Genomic DNA, 19,705 nt, shown 5'->3' with positions numbered 1-19,705 from the left:
TAATGCATAAAAAGGACTTTTATGAAGAAAATTTATTTATTATACATTGTACTCATATCACTGGCAACGACCTCATTGATCGGTTGCAATGACTGGACGGAGTCGGAAGCAAAAACTTTTCCCGAATCGATCGTATCAGATGAATATTATGCGGCCTTGCGTGCCTATAAGCAAACAGATCACCAAGTTGCCTTTGGCTGGTTTGGTGGCTGGACAGGTGAAGGTGCTTTTATGAAAAGCTCTCTAGCCGGTATTCCGGATAGCGTAGATATTGTTTCTATTTGGGATAATGGAACAAATCTTTCTGAAGCTCAACGCAAGGATATGGCTTTTTGCCAGAACATGAAAGGTACAAAAGTTATATATTGTTCAATTATCGGTGGTGTGGGAGACAAACTGACTCCACAGAATATACTGGATAATTGGAAAGAAATGGGATATAATAGTAAACAGGAAGCTATTAATGATTTTTGGGGATACCCGTCAGACGAAAGTAATATAGAAGCAGTAGAAACTTCAATCCGCAAATATGCAAAAGCGATTGTAGATACTTTAAATCTATATGGCTATGATGGATTTGATATAGATTACGAACCAGTGGCCGGCCCCTACACCGGAAATATTGTCGATTCAGATGAACATTTGTTTTTCTTTATTGACGAATTAGGCAAATATCTGGGACCGAAATCCGGAACTGGAAAACTATTGGTCATTGATGGTGAACCTCAAAGAATTACTACCAAACCTGAAATTGGGACTTACTTTGATTATTTCATTATTCAAGCTTATAACCCGGGTGGTGATTCTAATTTGGATGGAAGACTTATTGATGGTAACGTATGGGGACCGGCATTAATAGCTACTTTTAATGGGGTGATGAGTGAGGAAGAAATCACCAGAAGAACAATAATGACTGAAAATTTTGAAGCAACTGATGCTGCTATGGATGGCGGATATGATTACAAAGATCGTTATGGTAATAAAATGAAATCTCTCGAAGGTATGGCACGCTGGCAGCCTAGAAATGGTTTTCGTAAAGGTGGGGTAGGAACTTATCACATGGAAGCAGAATTTGGTACTTCACCGGAATATAAGAATATACGTCGTGCCATCCAGATTATGAATCCATCATCACATTCATTACTTAAAAATTAATGTAAACTATGAAACGTATGAATTATATAAGAACTTTATACTTCTCTGCAATTATAGCAGGCTTAGGAAGTATGGTAAGTTGCGGAGATGCGAAATATGATGCTTTAGACACACATGCTTATATTGAAGAAGCACTTTCAAGTACAAGCCAAAAAGTAACTGTACAAGCCTCTGGCGAAAGTTTTACTACTCTAAATGTGCATCTTAGCAATCTTTCTTCTACAGACAACCATTATAAGTTGGTCACGGACCAATCTGTATTGGATGCTTATAACCACATTAATGGAACCGGATATATAATGTTGCCCGAAGGATATTATACACTACCGGAAACTATTACAGTGAAAGCCGGACAGTATGCCACTGATGCCCTCTCTATTGCCTTGAAAGCTTTTAGCCAGGAAATGATGAAGTCAGGAGAATCATATGCGCTGCCTGTAAAACTTGTATTGCAGGATGGAAGCATTTCACCAATGGAAAATACCGGAACTTTTGTTATTTTAGCTGAAAGTATTATTGAGTTTTCAGCCCCGATGTTTACCGGTTCTGCTAATTTAACTTCTAATAAATATGCAGAATCATCTGAAACGTATGCACAATATACGATAGAGGTTCGTTTTCAAGTAAGTAATATGAATAATCGAAATCGTGCTATTTTTAGTAATGGTAACGGTGATGCCCTGAATAATATCTTGTTGCGTTTTGAAGACCCGCAGTCTGATAATGAAAATTTCAAGGCTCATTCATTAGTACAAGTTGTGGGTCGTAATAGTCTTTATTTGAATCCAAGCAATTCTTTTAAGCCTAATGAATGGCAACATCTAGCTCTAGTATGCGATGGTTCATCTTACCGTCTTTATATTAACGGAATAGATTCAGGTGTCTTGAGTATTCCATCGGGACCCACTATTTTTTCCAGTATAAGTTGGTTTTCTGCCGATACATGGTGGAGTGGTTGTAAGATCTTGATGAGCGAAGCACGTATTTGGTCTGTAGTTCGTTCCGCTTCTCAAATTCAGAATAACATGACTCAAGTTAGTCCAAAATCTGTGGGTCTGGAAGCTTATTGGCGATTCAATGAAGGACAAGGCAATGTATTCGAAGATGCAACCGGCAAAGGTCATACTTTGACTACTTCTGTTACTCCTACCTGGATTGACGGTATTTTATCTACAGATAAATCTACCGAATGGAAATAGTAATAATTTAATCGTATGTACATATGAAAAATATATTTCAATCACTATCAATAGCAACTCTACTCGGCTTATTTGTACCGTTCATTTCGTCCTGTAAGCGATGATGAAGAAGTTTTTAACGAGTGGAATGCTACGTATGTGTCTCTACAGAGAAATGACTACTTATCGGGGAATGTAAAAAAGTTCAATCTGACTCATGATGCGAATGGAATCGGAGGAGATGAAATTAAGATGGCTTTTACTGTAAAAACACAGAAAGCAGTCTCTACAGATATCGTTATCACATTAAGTGCAAAAAGTGAAACAGAAGGGCTTGACGCAAGCCAGATCGTTTTAAGTTCCTCACAGGTTACTCTCAAAGAAGGACAGATGACTTCTGAAGAAATCACAGCGACGGTTGATCCGACGATATTTGCCAGTATCATGGAAAAAACAAGTTTCTCTTTCAGTGTCTCAATCAGTAATGTAACGACCAATGATAAGAACACTGTTATTAGCAGTAGCTTAAGTACATTACCTGCCATTATTAATAAAGCTGCCTACTGCAATCTAAAAAGTGGTACTCCTGACAATAGCCAACTTATCAATAATCGTGCAGGTTGGATTATTAATGTAGAAGAAGGAGTAGAAGGCGCACCCAATAATTTAATCGATGGCAAGACTGGAACTGACGTTGCTCTAAATAATAAAGGATTCTGGTTTACCGTTGATTTAGGAGAAACTAAGCTTTTAACAGGTATCAAAACGAATCATTGGGGATATGCATTTGCTCCTAGAGAAGTGGAAATATTACAGTCTGAAAATGGTACGACATGGAAATCATTGAGTTCATTAACAATACCCAGTAATAGTACACAAAACATTACGTTCATCTCTCCTATTACTACGCGGTATCTGAAATATCAGATTATCACTATCTCTACAAACGGTCGTACGGATGTTACAGAATTTAATGTTTACGAACCCAAAAGTGAATAAACATAATGAATAGATAACATAGAAATGATAGAATAAAGGGTAACCCATTGGATTACCCTTTTTCTTAGAAACATACCTCACAAACATACAGGTCAGTCCGAAAACCACGCTTTAGTTCATACCCGTACCGATTTGAACTAATTCATTGTGTAGGAGTTTAAACTAAACATTACATAATAAAAAAACTACCTATCATGCTATCATTTATTTTAGTAATATTCTAATTATCAAAAGAATAAGTATGATAGATAACTCTAAAAAAATGTATCTATCATACTTTTACCAGTAAAAACGGGTTATCTATCATCTACAAAATAGCCGTATAAATATTCTATAATAAGCATAAGACGGCTTGTTTTTGTCACAATGAAACTATATAAATCCGAATATCGCAGCTCAAAAATCCCACTTAAACGGCGATAAGTTTATAGCCCACAAGTGTGGGCTGTATAGCCTGCATATGTAGGCTGTATGGTTTACATGCGTGGGCTGTACGGCACACACTTGTGAACTATAGAAATACTGCCGCTCCCCATAGATAATTAAGCTGTCAAATACTGGTTATCATCCTATAAAGTGTGCATTCGTATGTCTTTAAATGGATTATCTCACCTAATGCTACACTAAAACAGATACAGTACAGGAATGATAGATGTCCCTTTTTGCTGATAAAAGTATGATAGATATTTTTCCACTATGTATGACCGAATCCGTACAGTTTCACTCATTTTCGCACTGTTTCATTCATTTCCGTACCGTTATGAGTGAAATTATAAATAAGGAATTAGGCACGGATTACACGGATTTCACGGTTTTAGCGTAGTGAGTGCGCAAAGCTACCGTGTAATCCGCGTAATCCGTGCCTAAATTTATGATCTGTTTAATTCAAAACGGTACGGTTTTGAGCATAATTGTGATATGTATTCAGCGACAAAAAACTTTATTATCTTATTTCTTCATCATCCGGACAATCCGTCCGTCTTTCTTGTAAGAGAAATGATTAGTATGCATTAAAACATTCAGTATTTCATCAGCAGTGCTATCAGTAGAGAATTCACCGGTAAACCGTTCTGATTTCAATGTTTCATCCTTATAGATAAATTTGATGTCGTACAACTTCTCCATAATATTGGTTATTTCCAATAAAGATTGTTGCTTAAATTCCAACTTGCCATTAATCCAGAGAAGCACATCTGTAGGCTGGTTATATTCAATTAACTCTGCTTGATAAGTATCCGTATTCACATTCAATGTCTGTCCCGGTTTCAACAAATAGCCATTCTCTTCCGTTCGCGGAGAATCTATCCGTACCAGTCCTTGAAGCAAGGTAGTCACTACCCTATTCTCATCTTGGCGTGCACGCACATTAAATTTCGTACCAAGCACACAAGTCTTGATTTGTTTGCTATTTACTATAAATGGAGCATGTTTATCATGGGACACTTCAAAATAGGCTTCACCCGACAAATCAATTTGACGATCCGAACTCCAAAAAGAATTATGATAAACTATTTTTGAAGATGCATTCAGCCATACCTTACTACCATCCGGCAACACAGTCTGCGCTCTCTGTCCGGCAGCAGTTATCACCTCATAATCCGAAAGCTTATTAGAAAGTAATCCCCAGGCAATTCCACCGGCAAAAACGAGTCCGGTAAGAAAAGCAGCCGCCACAGTAGCATAACGTCCCCAACGGATCGAGATACTTTTCCGCTTAGCCTTTTTCTCCTTTTCTCTGATAGCTGATTTAAATTGCTCCAATGACGCCTCTGTATCTACAGTATTCATCACCGCTATACGCTCACCTACAAAAAAAGTGTAATAAAGTTGCTCCAAAGCTTTCCGGTTTTCCGGTCCTTCCTCGCACCAAGCCTCCACCCGAGCAGCTTCTTCATCATTACATTCGCCTTGCAGGTAATTCACCAAGATAGTTTCATCCATGCTCTTTTATCTTTTTACAAAAAAAACTATAATACCTTTGTAGTAATACAGTTGTGAGTACAAATATACTAAAGAGAAAAAGAAAAAAATATTTTTTCTCGCATTTTTATTTCATTTATCTACTTCTTTCATTATTTTTGTCTTACATAAATTAAAAGAGAATGTCACAATCTCCGATATATTTGGATATTAATAATAATAAGTCCGTTATCACTGCCCTAAAAGCAGGAGAAGAAAAAGTTTTTGACGTCGTCTACAGACATTATTTCCGTAGGCTATGTGCTTTTTGTTCCCAATATGTAGGCGAGCAGGAAGAAATAGAGGAGATTGTACAAGAAACGATGATGTGGCTGTGGGAAAATCGTTGTACTCTTATGGAAGAGCTGACACTCAAAACACTTCTTTTCACAATTGTCAAGAACAAAGCTCTCAACCGTCTTTCCCATTTTGAGATCAAACGAAAAGTTCATCAGGAAATCGTTGATAAATATGATAGTGAGTTCAATAACCCGGACTTCTATTTGAGTGATGAGCTTTTCCGTTTATATGAAGAAGCACTAAAAAAACTTCCGAAAGAATATCTCGAAGCTTACGAGATGAACCGCAATCAACATCTGACGCATAAAGAAATTGCCGAGAAGCTGAATGTATCTCCACAAACGATTAATTACAGGATTGGACAAGCCTTAAAGTTATTGCGAGTAGCTTTAAAAGACTATCTACCCTTATTCATACTTATTTTCGGACCTAATTTTTTCGAACAATCATGAAATCAAAATTCGTATTTAGTAGTTCAAGCCTGTTTATCGGACTTTTTCTTTTCTTCTTCACTGAAAACGTGTGTTCACAAGAATCCGCAGATAACTGGACTCTTAAACAAGCCCGTCAATGGACACAAAAACAAGAATGGGCGAACGGATTGAAGGCAATGCCTCATAAAACGACCGATTATCAGGAATTTGCGTCACAATATCATAAGAACAAGAAAGTATGGGACAAAACTTTCCAATGGCTAGCTACCCACGACCTTGTGAATATGCCTGCCGGACGATACGAAGTGGATGGCGAACATTGTTACATCAATGTACAGGATGCAACAACGCAAGATGTCAGTAAGCGTAAAATCGAAGCACACCGCCACGGCATTGATCTGCAATATGTAGTAAAAGGCACCGAACGTTTCGGAATCACTTCAGCAGAATATGCAGAGCCTATCACTGAATACAAACCGGATGTTACTTTCTACAAAGCCAAGAAAATAAAATATGTAGATTCCACTCCGGATACATTCTTCATGTTCTTCCCCAAAAACTTCCATCAGGCATTGGTAAAAGCTGGGAAAGAACCGGAGGACATACGCGTCATTGTTGCTAAAATCGAATATATCCCATAAACAGAAACATGAGTGAACTTTTAGTCTATAAAGCCTCCGCAGGTTCGGGTAAGACATTTACCTTAGCAGTGGAATATATCAAACTGTTAATTCTCAATCCCCGCGCCTACCGGCAAATTCTCGCTGTCACCTTTACCAATAAAGCAACAGCAGAAATGAAAGAACGTATTCTTAGTCAGCTTTACGGCATACAGATAGGCGATAAAGATTCCGAAGCCTACCTCAACCGAATTAAAGAAGAGACAGGAAAAACCGAACAGGAGATACGGGAAGCGGCAGGCGTCGCCCTTAGCTATATGCTGCATGATTACAGCCGATTCAGGGTAGAGACTATCGACTCATTTTTTCAATCTGTCATGCGCAATCTCGCACGGGAACTGGAACTTAGCCCGAATCTGAATATCGAGTTAAATAACACCGAAGTTCTTAGCGACGCTGTAGATAGCATGATTGAGAAACTAGGACCCACTTCTCCCGTCCTCGCATGGTTGCTCGATTATATCAACGAGCGGATTGCCGATGACAAGCGTTGGAACGTGTCGGACGAAGTAAAAAGTTTCGGACGCAATATTTTCGATGAAGGTTATATTGAAAAAGGAGAAGGACTCCGGCAACGGTTACGAAACCCAGATACCATCAAAGAGTATCGCAAGCAACTGAAAGCTCTGGAAACGGAAATTATGGAGCAAATGAAAGGATTCTACGACCAATTCGAAGGAGAACTGGATGGACACGCACTGACTGCCGATGATCTGAAAAACGGTTCACGCGGAATCGGAAGTTATTTCCGTAAACTTAATAATGGCGTTTTAGGCAATGATATCCGTAATGTCACAGTAGAAAAATGTCTGGAAGACTCAAAGAACTGGGCAACCAAGACTTCTCCCCGCTACGCGGACATCATTAATTTAGCCAACTCCAGTCTCATGCAAATTCTGGAAGATGCTGAAAAGTTACGTTCCAAGAATAATTTGTTACTGAATAGTTGCCGATTATCCCTGCAACATCTCAACAAAGTGCAACTCCTCGCCAATATCGATGAAGAAGTACGTCAGTTGAATCACGACAACAATCGTTTTCTATTATCAGATACGAATGCCCTGCTCCATCAACTGGTGAAAGACGGTGACTCTTCTTTTGTATTCGAAAAGATAGGAACGAATATCCATAACGTCATGATAGATGAGTTTCAGGATACCAGCCGGATGCAATGGGGAAATTTCAAATTGCTCTTACTGGAAGGATTGTCTCAAGGAGCAGACAGTTTGATTGTAGGAGACGTTAAACAATCCATTTATCGTTGGCGAAATGGCGATTGGGGAATTCTCAACAGCCTGAATGACCACATCGAACATTTCCCGATCCGCGTCAAGACACTGGCTACCAACCGGAGAAGTGAAACCAATGTGATCCGGTTTAATAACCAAATCTTTACAGCTGCCGCCAACTATCTGAACGGAGTATATAAGCAACAGTTAGGCAAGGATTGTGAGGATCTGCAGAAAGCCTATGCCGACGTTGTGCAGGAATCTCCACGAAGTACAGAAAAAGGATATGTAAAAGTCTCTTTTCTCGAACCCGACGAAGAACATGATTATACCGAACAGACATTAATTAGTCTGGGAGAAGAAGTAAAACATCTCCTCACCTCCGGAGTACGACTTAATGATATAGCCATCTTGGTACGGAAAAATAAAAGTATTCCCCGAATCGCCGATTACTTCGATAAGGAGCTACATTATAAAGTGGTATCAGACGAAGCCTTCCGTCTGGACGCCTCTCTTGCCGTTTGTATGATGCTGGATGCACTGCGATTCCTTTCCGATGAAAACAATAAAATAGCACGTGCCCAACTGGCCGTAGCCTATCAAAACGAGGTTTTACAGAAAGGACTGGATTGGAATACTCTCCTACTCCTCCCTGCCGGGAATTATCTTCCCGCAGCTTTTCTTGAAAAGATAAAGGAACTAAGGCTAATGCCTCTCTATGAGCTTTTAGAAGAACTTTTCAGCATATTCGAGATGAATCTTATTAAAGATCAGGATGCCTATTTATTCGCTTTCTTTGATGCCGTGACCGATTATCTGCAAAGCAATTCTTCCGAGCTGGACGGATTCATCCGGTATTGGGACGAAACATTATGCAGTAAAACAATTCCAAGTGGAGAAGTAGAAGGTATCCGGATTTTTTCCATACACAAATCCAAAGGATTGGAATTCCATACCGTGCTCCTTCCTTTCTGCGACTGGAAGCTGGAGAATGAAACCAATAATCAGCTTGTATGGTGTGCCCCGCAAACAGCACCGTTCAATGCATTGGATATTCTTCCTATTAACTATTCCACCCAAATGGCTGAATCGATTTATGGTAACGACTACCTGCAAGAGCGTCTTCAACTTTGGGTAGATAACCTCAATCTACTATACGTTGCTTTTACCCGCGCAGGGAAAAACCTTATTATCTGGAGTAGAAAAAGCCAGAAAGGCACCATGTCCGAACTATTGGCAAACACCCTACCGATAGTAGCCCAAGAAGAAGGGATTGACTGGGAAGAAGACTGTTACGAGCAAGGGAAACTGTGCCCTTCAGAAGAAGAAAGAAGAAAGACATCCACAAACAAGCTAACCCAGAAACCAAAAAAACTCCCTATCCGGATGGAATCCATGCGGCATGATATTGAATTTCGTCAGTCCAACCGCTCTGCTGACTTCATTCAGGGCATTGAAGAAGAAGATTCGGACGACCGCTTTATCAACCGCGGACGCATGTTACATACTTTATTTTCTGTCATCGAAACGGCAGAAGATATCGATCCGGCCATCGAACGGCTTATTTTTGAAGGAGTTATCAGAAATGATGAGAAAGAGAAGGTGGCTCGTGAAGTTGCAAAGAAAGCTTTTTCTTCCCCTGAAATTCAAGATTGGTATTCCGGAAAATGGACGCTGTTTAATGAATGTGCTATTATCTATAAAGAAAAAGGAGTTTTGCAAACCCGTCGTCCGGACCGTGTAATGATGAAAGACGATCAGGTTGTTGTAGTTGATTTCAAGTTTGGTAAGGAAAATCCTAAATATAACAAACAAGTGAAAGGATATATGCAACTTCTTACCAAGATGGGATATAAAAATATCACCGGCTATTTGTGGTATGTGGATGAAGAAAAAATAGAAAAAGTATGAAAGCTGTTCCTCTCATCGGCATTGCCCGCCATCGACTAACGATTGACGGTGAAGGAGTTACAACATTAGTTGCTTTCCATGGCTGTCCGTTGCGTTGCAAATATTGTCTCAATCCAACCTCTCTACAGCCTGATGGCGTTTGGGAGAGATATGATTGTAACCAACTCTACGAGGAAGTACGTAAAGACGAACTTTACTTTCTGGCGAGCTGCGGAGGAGTCACATTTGGAGGTGGAGAACCATTATTGCAAAACGAGTTCATCCGGCAGTTTCGCCAACTTTGCGGACCGGAATGGAGAATCACTGTCGAAACGTCTCTCAATGTTCCACTACAGAATGTAGAAGAGTTGATTTCTATTGTAGATAATTATATCGTCGACATCAAAGACATGAATAATGACATTTATCAGCGATATACCGAAAAAGGTAATGAAAGGGTTTTATGCAATCTCCGGTATTTAATCGAAGAAGGCAAAGCCGGGAAAATTATCATTCGGACACCGCTCATTCCTTCTTATAATACAGAGAAAGATGTAGACTACAGCATAGAGCTTTTGAAAGAAATGGGAATCACCCAATTCGACCGATTCACCTATAAAACCCCTAATGATTAATGCCATGGCACGAGGAAAACAAACCTGTAAAATTTTAAAAGAGATTCGTCGGCAAATAGCCGAAGCGAATGATATTGAATTCATCACTTCTGAATGTCAGTATCAGGGAGATTGTTTGGGTACTTGCCCCAAATGCGAAGCAGAAGTTCGATATCTGGAGCAACAACTTCTCAACCGCCAAAGGTCCGGATTAAGTGTAAAAATAGTGGGCGTATCTCTTGGGCTATCTGCTGCATTGATTTCTTCTCCTCTATATGGACAAGAAGCGATAAAGGACAGTCTAAGTAACAGTTGTGATTCACTTCCTAAAGTTGAAGTTACGGGTGGAAAAACAGAAAAAATACATCAGGTAGCAGGAACCACCATTACTGCAGAGGAGCTAAAAGCCTTGTCGTTGAAAAAAGAAGAGGCTATGTTTGGGATCGTCGAGGCAATGCCTGAATTTCCTGGAGGTCAAAAAGCATTAATGGCATATATAGCCAAAAATACAAACTATCCTCAAGACGCACCTTGTATTTCAGGACGTGTTATTGTCCAGTTCACTATTACTAAAAAAGGGAAGATTATAGATGCAAAAGTTGCTCGTGGGATTCATCCGGTTTATGATAAGGAAGCATTGAGAATTATAAAAAAAATGCCAGCGTGGAAGCCCGGAACTCAAATGGGAAAACCTGTAGCTGTAAAGTATACAGTTCCAATCGTATTCAGAGCCAAACAATAATATCTCCTTTTCAATATAGATAATACCATGAAACGAGGAAAACAAACCTGTAAAATTTTAAAAGAGATTCGTCGGCAAATAGCCGAAGCGAATGATATTGAATTCATCACCTCTGAATGTCAGTATCAGGGAGATTGTTTGGGCACTTGCCCAAAATGCGAAGCTGAAGTTCGATATCTGGAGCAACAACTTGAGCGAAAACGCCGTGTAGGTAAGGCCATCACTCTGTTTGGACTATCAACTGGCATACTTACAATAATACCTCCTACTTCATTGAACGCAGAAACACTACAATGCCCTAAAATGAATTGGACCATTACTGTTGACAGCCTGATACAAGAAAAAGACATGAAAGGGGAAGCTCCCTTTTATGGTCCGGAGAAGCTACCGGAATTTCCCGGAGGAACAGAAAAATTTATAGAATTTCTGAAAGAAAATCTTCGTTATTCAGAAATAGATAGTATTGCTAATAATACATATACTGATGTACAATTCACTATAGATCATGACGGACAAGTTATCAACCCAAAGATTACTCGCAAGATACATCCCAAAGTTGAAGCTGAAATATTAAGAGTCATGTCTCTCATTCCTCGTTGGACACCCGGCATGTTGGCAAATGAGACAGTACAAGTGACATACAATCTGATGCTCTCATTCAGTGCGATGTATGGCCCGGAATTGAAAATCACTTATACTCGTATAAACTATCCTGACGTTTACGAGAAAGTACCTGTTATGCCTGATTTTCCTGAAGGCCAGCAAGCTCTCATGGAATTTCTTGCAAAAAAGATTCAATACCCTAATACAGGAACAGAAGGTAATGGTGTGCAGGGGCGTACTATTATTCAGTTCATCGTTGATAAAGAAGGAAATGTAGTCAAGCCAAAAGTTTTACGTGGCGTAGATCCTTATCTGGATAAAGAAGCTTTACGCGTCATTAATCAAATGCCTAAATGGAAACCGGGAGAACTGGAAGATGGTACTAAAGTTGCTGTTTATTTCACTGTTCCTGTTATGTTCCGATTACAATAAATACAAAAATCAGAAAATAGTTTAATCAATATGCAATCATTTCTCCAACTAGTCGCTCATGATTTATATACCAAGATAGGAAACGACCTGTCACGTACAGCACTCATTTTCCCTAATAAACGTGCTAACTTGTTCTTCAATGAATATTTAGCAGGAGAATCCGATCAACCGATCTGGTCACCAGCCGCCATGAGTATCAGCGACCTGTTTCAGAAACTATCCGTACAGAAAAGTGGTGATCCTATTCGATTGGTATGCGAACTTTATAAAGTGTTCAAAGAGGAAACACAGAGTCAGGAAACATTGGACGATTTCTACTTCTGGGGAGAGTTGTTGATTAGTGATTTTGATGATGTAGATAAAAATATGGTCGATGCCGACAAATTATTCAGTAATCTACAAGATTTGAAAAATCTGATGGATGACTATGAATTCCTTGACAAAGGGCAGGAAGAAGCCATACAACAGTTTTTTCAGAATTTCTCCATTGAAAAACGGACCGAACTAAAAGAAAAATTTATTTCCCTTTGGGACAAGCTAGGTACTATCTACCATCGTTACCGGGCGAACCTGACAGAGTTAGGCATTGCTTACGAAGGCATGCTCTACCGGAACGTGATCGAACAACTTGATACTGACCAACTCAAATACGACAAATACATATTTGTCGGGTTCAATGTATTGAACAAAGTAGAAAATGACTTTTTCAGAAAACTGAAAGATGCGGGCAAAGCACTCTTCTATTGGGACTATGATATTTTCTACACCCAACAAATCAAAAAACATGAGGCCGGAGAATTCCTGAAACGTAATCTCGGGGAATTTCCGAACGAACTCCCGGAAAGCTTTTTCAACACCTTTAAAGAACCGAAGAAAATACGATCTATTTCCGCTTCTACCGAGAATGCCCAGGCACGTTTCCTTCCCGAATGGATTAAGGCGATAACAAACGATCATTCGCAAATTGCCATAGAAAAGGAAAAAGAAAATGCCGTAGTGCTTTGTAATGAAGCTCTGCTTCTCCCCGTGCTTCATTCCATTCCGCAGGAAGTGAAAAACGTCAATATCACCATGGGATTCCCATTGGCCCAAACTCCCGTTTATAGCTTTATCAATGCCGCAATGGAATTGCAAACCAATGGTTACCGCTCCGACATCGGCCGATTCACTTACGAGGCAGTATCTGCTATATTGAAACATCCCTATACCCGGCAATTATCATCTCATGCCACTCCCCTGGAACATGAGCTGACCCAAACCAACCGTTTTTATCCACTTCCATCGGAACTTAAACAAGATGATTTTTTAGCTACCCTCTTCACTCCCCGTAATGGTATAAGAGAGCTATGCGATTACCTGATTGAATTAATCAAAAACATTTCAACCATTTATCGCAAAGAAGGAGAATACAATGATATTTTCAATCAACTATATAGAGAATCGCTCTTTCAAAGCCATACCAAAATCAACCGTCTCTACAGTTTGATTGAAAGCGGAGAGTTAAATATACGCACCGATACTCTGAAACGACTGATTACCAAAGTACTGACATCTTCTAACATTCCTTTCCACGGAGAACCTGCTATCGGAATGCAAGTCATGGGAGTATTGGAAACACGTAATCTGGACTTCCGGAATCTCATTATATTGTCTCTCAACGAAGGACAACTTCCAAAATCCGGAGGAGATTCCTCTTTTATTCCCTATAATCTCCGGAAAGCATTCGGCATGACCACTATCGAACACAAAAATGCAGTGTATGCCTACTACTTTTATCGACTGATACAACGGGCAGAGAATATCACGCTACTCTACAATACTTCTTCGGACGGTCTCAACCGTGGAGAAGAATCCCGTTTCATGCTGCAATTACTTGTAGAAGGTCCGCATGATATCACTCGCGAGTATCTGGAAGCCGGACAATCTCCGCAAAGTACCCAAGAGATACGAGTAGAAAAAACACCTGAAGTACTAAGACGACTCTATCGTGCTTACGATAGCACTAATCCAAATTCAGTGATTCTCTCTCCTTCCGCCCTTAATGCTTATCTGGATTGCCGGTTGAGATTCTACTACCGCTATGTAGCGGGCTTGAAAACACCGGACGAAGTTAGTGCAGAAATTGATTCCGCCCTATTCGGAACCATTTTCCACCTCTCCGCCCAATTGGCATACACCGATCTGACCGCAGCCGGAAAAACGATACAAAAAGAAGATATCGAACGCTTATTACGCAATGAGGTGAAACTACAAAGCTACGTTGACCAAGCCTTCAAAGAAGAATTATTCAAGGTCTCTCCCGAAGAAAAACCGGAATATAACGGCATACAACTTATCAACTCCAAAGTTATTGTTTCCTATCTGAAACAATTGCTGCGCAACGACCTTCCATATACTCCTTTCGAAATGGTCGCTATGGAAAAGAGAGTTTCAGAAGAGATAACTATACAAACAGGACAAGGACCGTTCACTCTCCGTCTGGGTGGCACAATAGACCGTATGGATGCAAAAGAAAGTACCCTGCGGATTGTTGACTACAAAACAGGAGGAAGTCCTAAAATACCTGCTAATATCGGGCAACTGTTCACCCCATCGGAAACACGCCCGAACTATATCTTCCAGACTTTTCTGTATGCCGCTATCATGAGCCGGAAACAATCATTAATGGTAGCTCCTGCCCTACTCTACATTCACCGGGCAGCATCGGAAAGCTATTCGCCTGTTATCGAAATGGGAGAACCCCGTAAACCCAAAATACCGGTAAACAACTTTGCTTTCTTTGAAGATGAATTCCGCGAACGCCTGCAAGCATTATTAGAAGAAATATTCAACGAAGAAGAGCCATTCACGCAGACAGAAGATACTAAAAAATGTTCATATTGCGATTTTAAGGCTATCTGCAAACGATAGGCCGAAAACAGAGTATACCCAATAATAAGGGCACGATTTACATATTCATGCAAACCGTGCCCTTATTAATTCTAATCCGTATTATCTATAGTTATTCTTATTTCTCCAACAATGGGATTGAGAAACTAAATGTAGACCCGTCTCCCTTTTTTGAAGTAAACCACAGTTTACCGCCATTCTTGACAACAAAGTCCTGGCACAATAATAATCCGAGTCCCGAACCTTCCTCATTGTTTGTACCAAAGGTACTGAAATGAGTATCGGTATGCAACAACTTCTTCTGATTTTCATCATCGATACCGCAACCGCTGTCTTTCACACTTACGATTGCCATACCGTCTTCTTCTGCCAATGACACCACTACTTCCGAACCTTCATTGCTAAACTTAATCGCATTACTGATTAAATTACGGATCACAGTCTTAATCATGTCAATATCAGCACGGACAGCCATATTTTCCACAGTCACATCCTGTACAATCTTAATATTCTTCAGACTGGCCACCATCGTAAAGATTTCGCTTACGCCCTCTACCACTTCTACCATATCAATATCCTGATAAACCACTTTCAGTTTACCAATCTGGCTCTTCGTCCATTTCAGCAGGTTATCAAGCAATGAGAATACATCTTCAGTTGTCTGATTGGCCATCGTTAGCAATTCATACATCTCCTCACCAATCGTTTCGCTTGGCAGATTCAGAATCAGCATATTCAATACCATCTTGATAGATCCCATAGGCGAACGCAAGTCATGTGCAATCACAGAGTAGAGCTTGTCACGTCCCATAATAGTCTTACGCAACTCTTCCGTTTGTGCAACAATGATTCTTTTCGCTGCGACTAACGAAATCTGGTGTGTCACACGAATAATCAGCTCTTCTTTGTTGAATGGCTTTGAGATAAAGTCGTTACCACCCACCTGAAATCCTTTGACGATATCCGCCGTACTGTTAAGAGCAGTCAGGAAGATAATGGGAATTTCAGCCATTTCGGGATCCGCTTTCATTTGTTGAGCCACCTCAAATCCACTGATATCCGGCATCATCACATCCAGCAATACTAGATCCGGATTTTCCTTCTTCACTTGTTCCAACGCCTGTGTCCCATTACCGGCAGTCACAATTTTGAATTTCTCGTTGGTCAAAAGTACCTTTAATAAAAGGACATTTGATATTACATCGTCCACAATAAGGACTTTATATTCGGAAGGATTAATTTCCATATTCATAATTTTCTTTTTTTATGCTTCAGACATTTTTAAAATATTCAATCATACGCTTCAGCCCCTCTTCCAGTTCAATGGTAGGCTGCCAACCCAGTTTCTCTTTAGCCAATGTAATATCCGGTTGTCGCTGTTTCGGATCATCATCCGGCAAAGACTTAAATACAATTTTCGAAGATGAGCCAGTCAGACTAATGATCCTTTCCGCCAGTCCCAACACCGGGAACTCATTCGGATTCCCCAAATTCACAGGTCCTGTAAACCCATCCTCCGTATTCATCATTCTTATCATTCCCTCAATCAAATCATCAATATATTGGAAACTACGTGTTTGTTTTCCATCACCATATATAGTTATATCCTCATTATTCAACGCTTGAAGAATAAAATTAGAAACAACCCGGCCGTCGTTCGGTAACATTCGCGGACCATATGTATTAAAAATACGGATAATCTTCACACGCACACTGTTCTGACGGTGATAATCCATAAATAACGTTTCTGCGCAACGCTTCCCCTCATCATAACAAGACCGGTAACCTACCGGATTCACATTCCCCCAGTAGCTTTCCGGTTGCGGATGAACGATCGGGTCTCCATATACCTCGCTCGTGGAAGCTTGCAAAATCTTGGCATCCAGCCTCATTGCTAATCCCAACATATTAATAGCCCCCATCACAGATGTTTTAGCTGTTTGAATCGGGTCATGTTGGTAATGGATAGGAGATGCGGGACATGCCAAATTATAGATTTCATCTACTTCTGCCGAATAAGGATAAGTGACATCATGCCTCACCACCTCAAAATGATGATTATCCATCAAATGAATGATATTATCTTTCGAACCCGTAAAAAAATTATCCAGGCATATCACGTCGTGACCTTCGTTTATAAGCCGAGTACAAAGATGAGAGCCTATAAAACCGGCTCCGCCACTTACCAATATTCTTTTCATTCTAAGTTTTTCTATTGTTTACTAAAGAGACGCTGTCTCTTCGTTTTGTTTATGGACACAAATGTAACCGATTTGCTTAAAATAAACAATTTTCGGAGAGGATATTTTAAAAAAAAGAAGATTTAAATAGTTTCAAATTCCGAAACAACTTGCCACAGTGAAATGTTTATAATACAAAAGTACATTTTATTTAGACTATTATGACGATAAATGACCCTAATACAAACCTGATAGAGGCGATGAAAGAAAAGCTTCCGGCAAAAGGTAAACTGGCAGATATACTAATGGATACACTATACATAGGCAAAGAAGCCGTATATAGAAGATTACGCGGCGAGGTACCTTTCACACTACAGGAAGCAGCCCTTGTTTCAAGGAAACTTGGCATATCGCTGGATAAGATTATAGGAACCAGCTTCAAATCGAATGCAATGTTCGACATAAACATCGTAGATTATGATGATCCGTTTGAAAGTTACTATAATATCTTATATAAATATGCATCATTGATCAATACGATGCAGGATGATCCGGAGTCTACCATGGGGACTTCTTCTAATATTATCCCCCAGACTTTCTATCTGAAATATGACCTTTTGGCAAAATTCCGTTTTTTCAAATGGATGTATCAAAACAAATATATTCAGTGCAACAATTTCGATGAACTGGAGATTCCGGTAAAATTACTCAATATCCAGAAAGACTATGTGGATATGACCCGTCATATTCATTCCATAGATTATATCTGGGACAGCATGATTTTCCAGCATCTTATCAATGATATCCAATACTTCTCTGATGTTCATCTCATTTCGGATGAAGCGAAAATGCAGATTAAAGAAGAGTTGTTTCTACTTACAGACGAATTGGAAGAACTCGCTATGCGAGGAAAAACCAAAGATGGCAATACAGTCCGTATCTATGTGTCTCACATCAATTTTGAGGCAACATACAGTTACGTGGAAACCAATTCGCTACAGCTTAGTCTGATACGCATTTATTCCATCAATTCTTTGACTACCCTGGACCATGAGATATTCCATAGTTTAAAAGAATGGATTCAGTCATTAAAGAAATTCTCTACCCTGATATCCGAAAGTGGTGAAATGCAACGTATCCATTTCTTTAAACAACAACGGGAAATCATTGATACTCTTTAATTTCCATTTTTTCGTAAAACAGAAGCAAATAAATTATAGAATTACAATAAATGAAAGTAGATAACCTCATTATCTACTTTTTTTCATTATATGCCCCCGCTCTTTTATTTTCTTTCCAATCAGAAAATAAGCATATAACTCATAGCCGTTTTTCCACACTAATCTTTCACTTACAAGCCTTAATTTTGCATAAAATGTATCACAGTGATTATTAATATTAAATGCGAGGAACAGACAATGAAAAATGGTATTCTAAATGAATTAATAACAGTTATGAAAGAGAGGGTTCCCAAAGGGCAAAATCTTGCCAGTAATTTGGCGGATATCCTATGTATGGGCAAAGAAGCTGTATACCGCAGACTTCGGGGTGAGGTGTCTTTTTCGATAGAAGAAGTAGCCATCATATCTCACAAATTGGGAATTTCTATCGATCAGGTAGTCGGCGATCACCATTCTAACAAGGTGACTTTCGACCTCAACCTGCATCATTCTTCTAATGCGATAGATAGCTATTACGAAATACTTAATCGTTATCTACAGATATTTGATTTTGTAAAAGAAGATAATAGCACAGAAATATATACGGCTTCCAACCTTTTACCTTTTACACTTTATTCTTCCTTCGAGAATCTGTCTAAGTTTCGTCTTAGCCGATGGATCTATCAGCACGGACAAATCAAGACTCCACACTCTTTGGCGGATATGCAGGTAGAGAAGAAAATCGTGCAGGCGCATAAGAAGTTGAGTGAAAGTGTGAAGCAATGTCCTAAAACCTTTTTTATCTGGGACACCAGTATTTTCCATTCTTTCGTCAATGAGATCAAGTACTTTGCCAGTTTGCATATGATTACCCCAAATGATGTAGCGAACCTGAAAGAAGAACTATATCAACTACTGACGTATATAGAAACGTTATCAAGTAAAGGTGAATTCGGCGAAGGACGGAAAGTGTATTTCTATTTATCCAATATAAACTTCGAAGCGACTTACAGCTACATCGAAAAACTGAACTACCAGATTAGTCTATTGCGGATATATTCGATCAATTCTATGGATTCACAAAGCCCGCATATCTGTCAGATGCAACGTGACTGGATTCTATCTTTGAAACGTCACTCCACTCTGATCTCGGAAAGCGGAGAAGCACAGCGTATCATATTTCTACAAAATCAAGAAAGTATAATTGATACCTTGTAAAAAAGAACCGGCTAAGTTAATTAACTTAGCCGGTTCTTTTTTT

Annotated in this window: 14 protein-coding genes and 1 pseudogene; 12 read left to right on the top strand and 3 right to left on the bottom strand. The window is 39.5% G+C overall.

Features of this window, described 5'->3' with window-relative positions; all coding sequences use genetic code 11:
• The first annotated feature begins 21 nt into the window (after positions 1–21).
• The 3 genes and pseudogenes from NXV01_RS16260 to NXV01_RS16250 all read left to right on the top strand — a co-directional run bounded on the left by NXV01_RS16260 (position 22) and on the right by NXV01_RS16250 (position 3,332).
• Positions 22–1,155: a glycoside hydrolase family 18 gene (locus NXV01_RS16260; RefSeq protein WP_195650367.1), complete on the top strand. Its 1,134-nt coding sequence runs from the start codon at positions 22–24 to the stop codon at positions 1,153–1,155.
• Between the two features lie 8 nt (positions 1,156–1,163).
• Complete coding sequence (locus NXV01_RS16255; protein ID WP_148366795.1) at positions 1,164–2,354, top strand: DUF1735 and LamG domain-containing protein; 1,191 nt, start codon at positions 1,164–1,166, stop codon at positions 2,352–2,354.
• A gap of 23 nt (positions 2,355–2,377) precedes the next feature.
• A pseudogene (locus NXV01_RS16250) lies at positions 2,378–3,332 on the top strand (DUF4999 domain-containing protein).
• Between the two features lie 948 nt (positions 3,333–4,280).
• Here the strand turns inward: NXV01_RS16250 and NXV01_RS16245 are convergent.
• On the bottom strand, positions 4,281–5,273 hold the full coding sequence (locus NXV01_RS16245; RefSeq protein WP_259022884.1) for a FecR family protein: 993 nt from the start codon (positions 5,271–5,273) through the stop codon (positions 4,281–4,283).
• A 161-nt stretch (positions 5,274–5,434) separates the two neighbouring features.
• On the opposite strand from NXV01_RS16245, the gene NXV01_RS16240 reads away from it, so the two are divergent.
• Genes NXV01_RS16240 through NXV01_RS16210 form a run of 7 tightly spaced genes read left to right on the top strand, consistent with a single transcriptional unit; the run spans position 5,435 to position 15,125 of the window.
• Positions 5,435–6,043, top strand: a complete 609-nt coding sequence (locus tag NXV01_RS16240) for an RNA polymerase sigma-70 factor (protein ID WP_004300457.1) — start codon at positions 5,435–5,437, stop codon at positions 6,041–6,043.
• Complete coding sequence (locus NXV01_RS16235; protein ID WP_148367169.1) at positions 6,040–6,666, top strand: YhcH/YjgK/YiaL family protein; 627 nt, start codon at positions 6,040–6,042, stop codon at positions 6,664–6,666. Before NXV01_RS16240 ends, NXV01_RS16235 begins: the two co-directional genes overlap by 4 nt.
• An 8-nt stretch (positions 6,667–6,674) precedes the next feature.
• On the top strand, positions 6,675–9,845 hold the full coding sequence (locus NXV01_RS16230; RefSeq protein WP_259022882.1) for an exodeoxyribonuclease V subunit beta: 3,171 nt from the start codon (positions 6,675–6,677) through the stop codon (positions 9,843–9,845).
• The gene (locus NXV01_RS16225) at positions 9,842–10,459 is read left to right on the top strand and encodes a radical SAM protein (RefSeq protein ID WP_148367171.1); all 618 of its coding nucleotides are present in this window, start codon (positions 9,842–9,844) and stop codon (positions 10,457–10,459) included. The genes NXV01_RS16230 and NXV01_RS16225 overlap by 4 nt, the downstream gene beginning before the upstream one ends.
• A 4-nt stretch (positions 10,460–10,463) precedes the next feature.
• The gene (locus NXV01_RS16220; protein WP_148367172.1) at positions 10,464–11,180 is read left to right on the top strand and encodes an energy transducer TonB; all 717 of its coding nucleotides are present in this window, start codon (positions 10,464–10,466) and stop codon (positions 11,178–11,180) included.
• Between the two features lie 27 nt (positions 11,181–11,207).
• A complete protein-coding gene (locus tag NXV01_RS16215) occupies positions 11,208–12,215 on the top strand; it encodes an energy transducer TonB (protein ID WP_195649726.1) in 1,008 nt (335 codons plus the stop codon).
• 30 nt (positions 12,216–12,245) lie between these two features.
• Positions 12,246–15,125, top strand: a complete 2,880-nt coding sequence (locus NXV01_RS16210) for a PD-(D/E)XK nuclease family protein (protein WP_259022881.1) — start codon at positions 12,246–12,248, stop codon at positions 15,123–15,125.
• A 97-nt stretch (positions 15,126–15,222) separates the two neighbouring features.
• On the opposite strand, the gene NXV01_RS16205 is transcribed toward NXV01_RS16210, so the two are convergent.
• Positions 15,223–16,356, bottom strand: coding sequence for a hybrid sensor histidine kinase/response regulator (locus NXV01_RS16205; protein WP_148367175.1), 1,134 nt, complete (start codon positions 16,354–16,356; stop codon positions 15,223–15,225).
• Positions 16,357–16,375: 19 nt separating this feature from the next.
• Positions 16,376–17,305, bottom strand: coding sequence for a UDP-glucuronic acid decarboxylase family protein (locus NXV01_RS16200; protein ID WP_148367176.1), 930 nt, complete (start codon positions 17,303–17,305; stop codon positions 16,376–16,378).
• Positions 17,306–17,505: 200 nt separating this feature from the next.
• On the opposite strand from NXV01_RS16200, the gene NXV01_RS16195 reads away from it, so the two are divergent.
• Together NXV01_RS16195 and NXV01_RS16190 are read left to right on the top strand one after the other, a co-directional pair.
• Positions 17,506–18,465 (top strand): hypothetical protein, encoded by a 960-nt coding sequence (locus tag NXV01_RS16195; RefSeq protein WP_148367177.1) that lies wholly within the window; start codon positions 17,506–17,508, stop codon positions 18,463–18,465.
• A 237-nt stretch (positions 18,466–18,702) separates the two neighbouring features.
• Positions 18,703–19,662 (top strand): hypothetical protein, encoded by a 960-nt coding sequence (locus tag NXV01_RS16190; protein WP_195649788.1) that lies wholly within the window; start codon positions 18,703–18,705, stop codon positions 19,660–19,662.
• The last annotated feature ends 43 nt before the right edge of the window (positions 19,663–19,705 follow it).

The sequence above is a fragment of the Bacteroides sp. BFG-606 genome (genome assembly GCF_024788145.1).
GTDB lineage: Bacteria > Bacteroidota > Bacteroidia > Bacteroidales > Bacteroidaceae > Bacteroides > Bacteroides vicugnae.
Note: the sequence above shows the minus strand (reverse complement) of the source record. Positions and strands in the feature narration are given on the sequence as shown.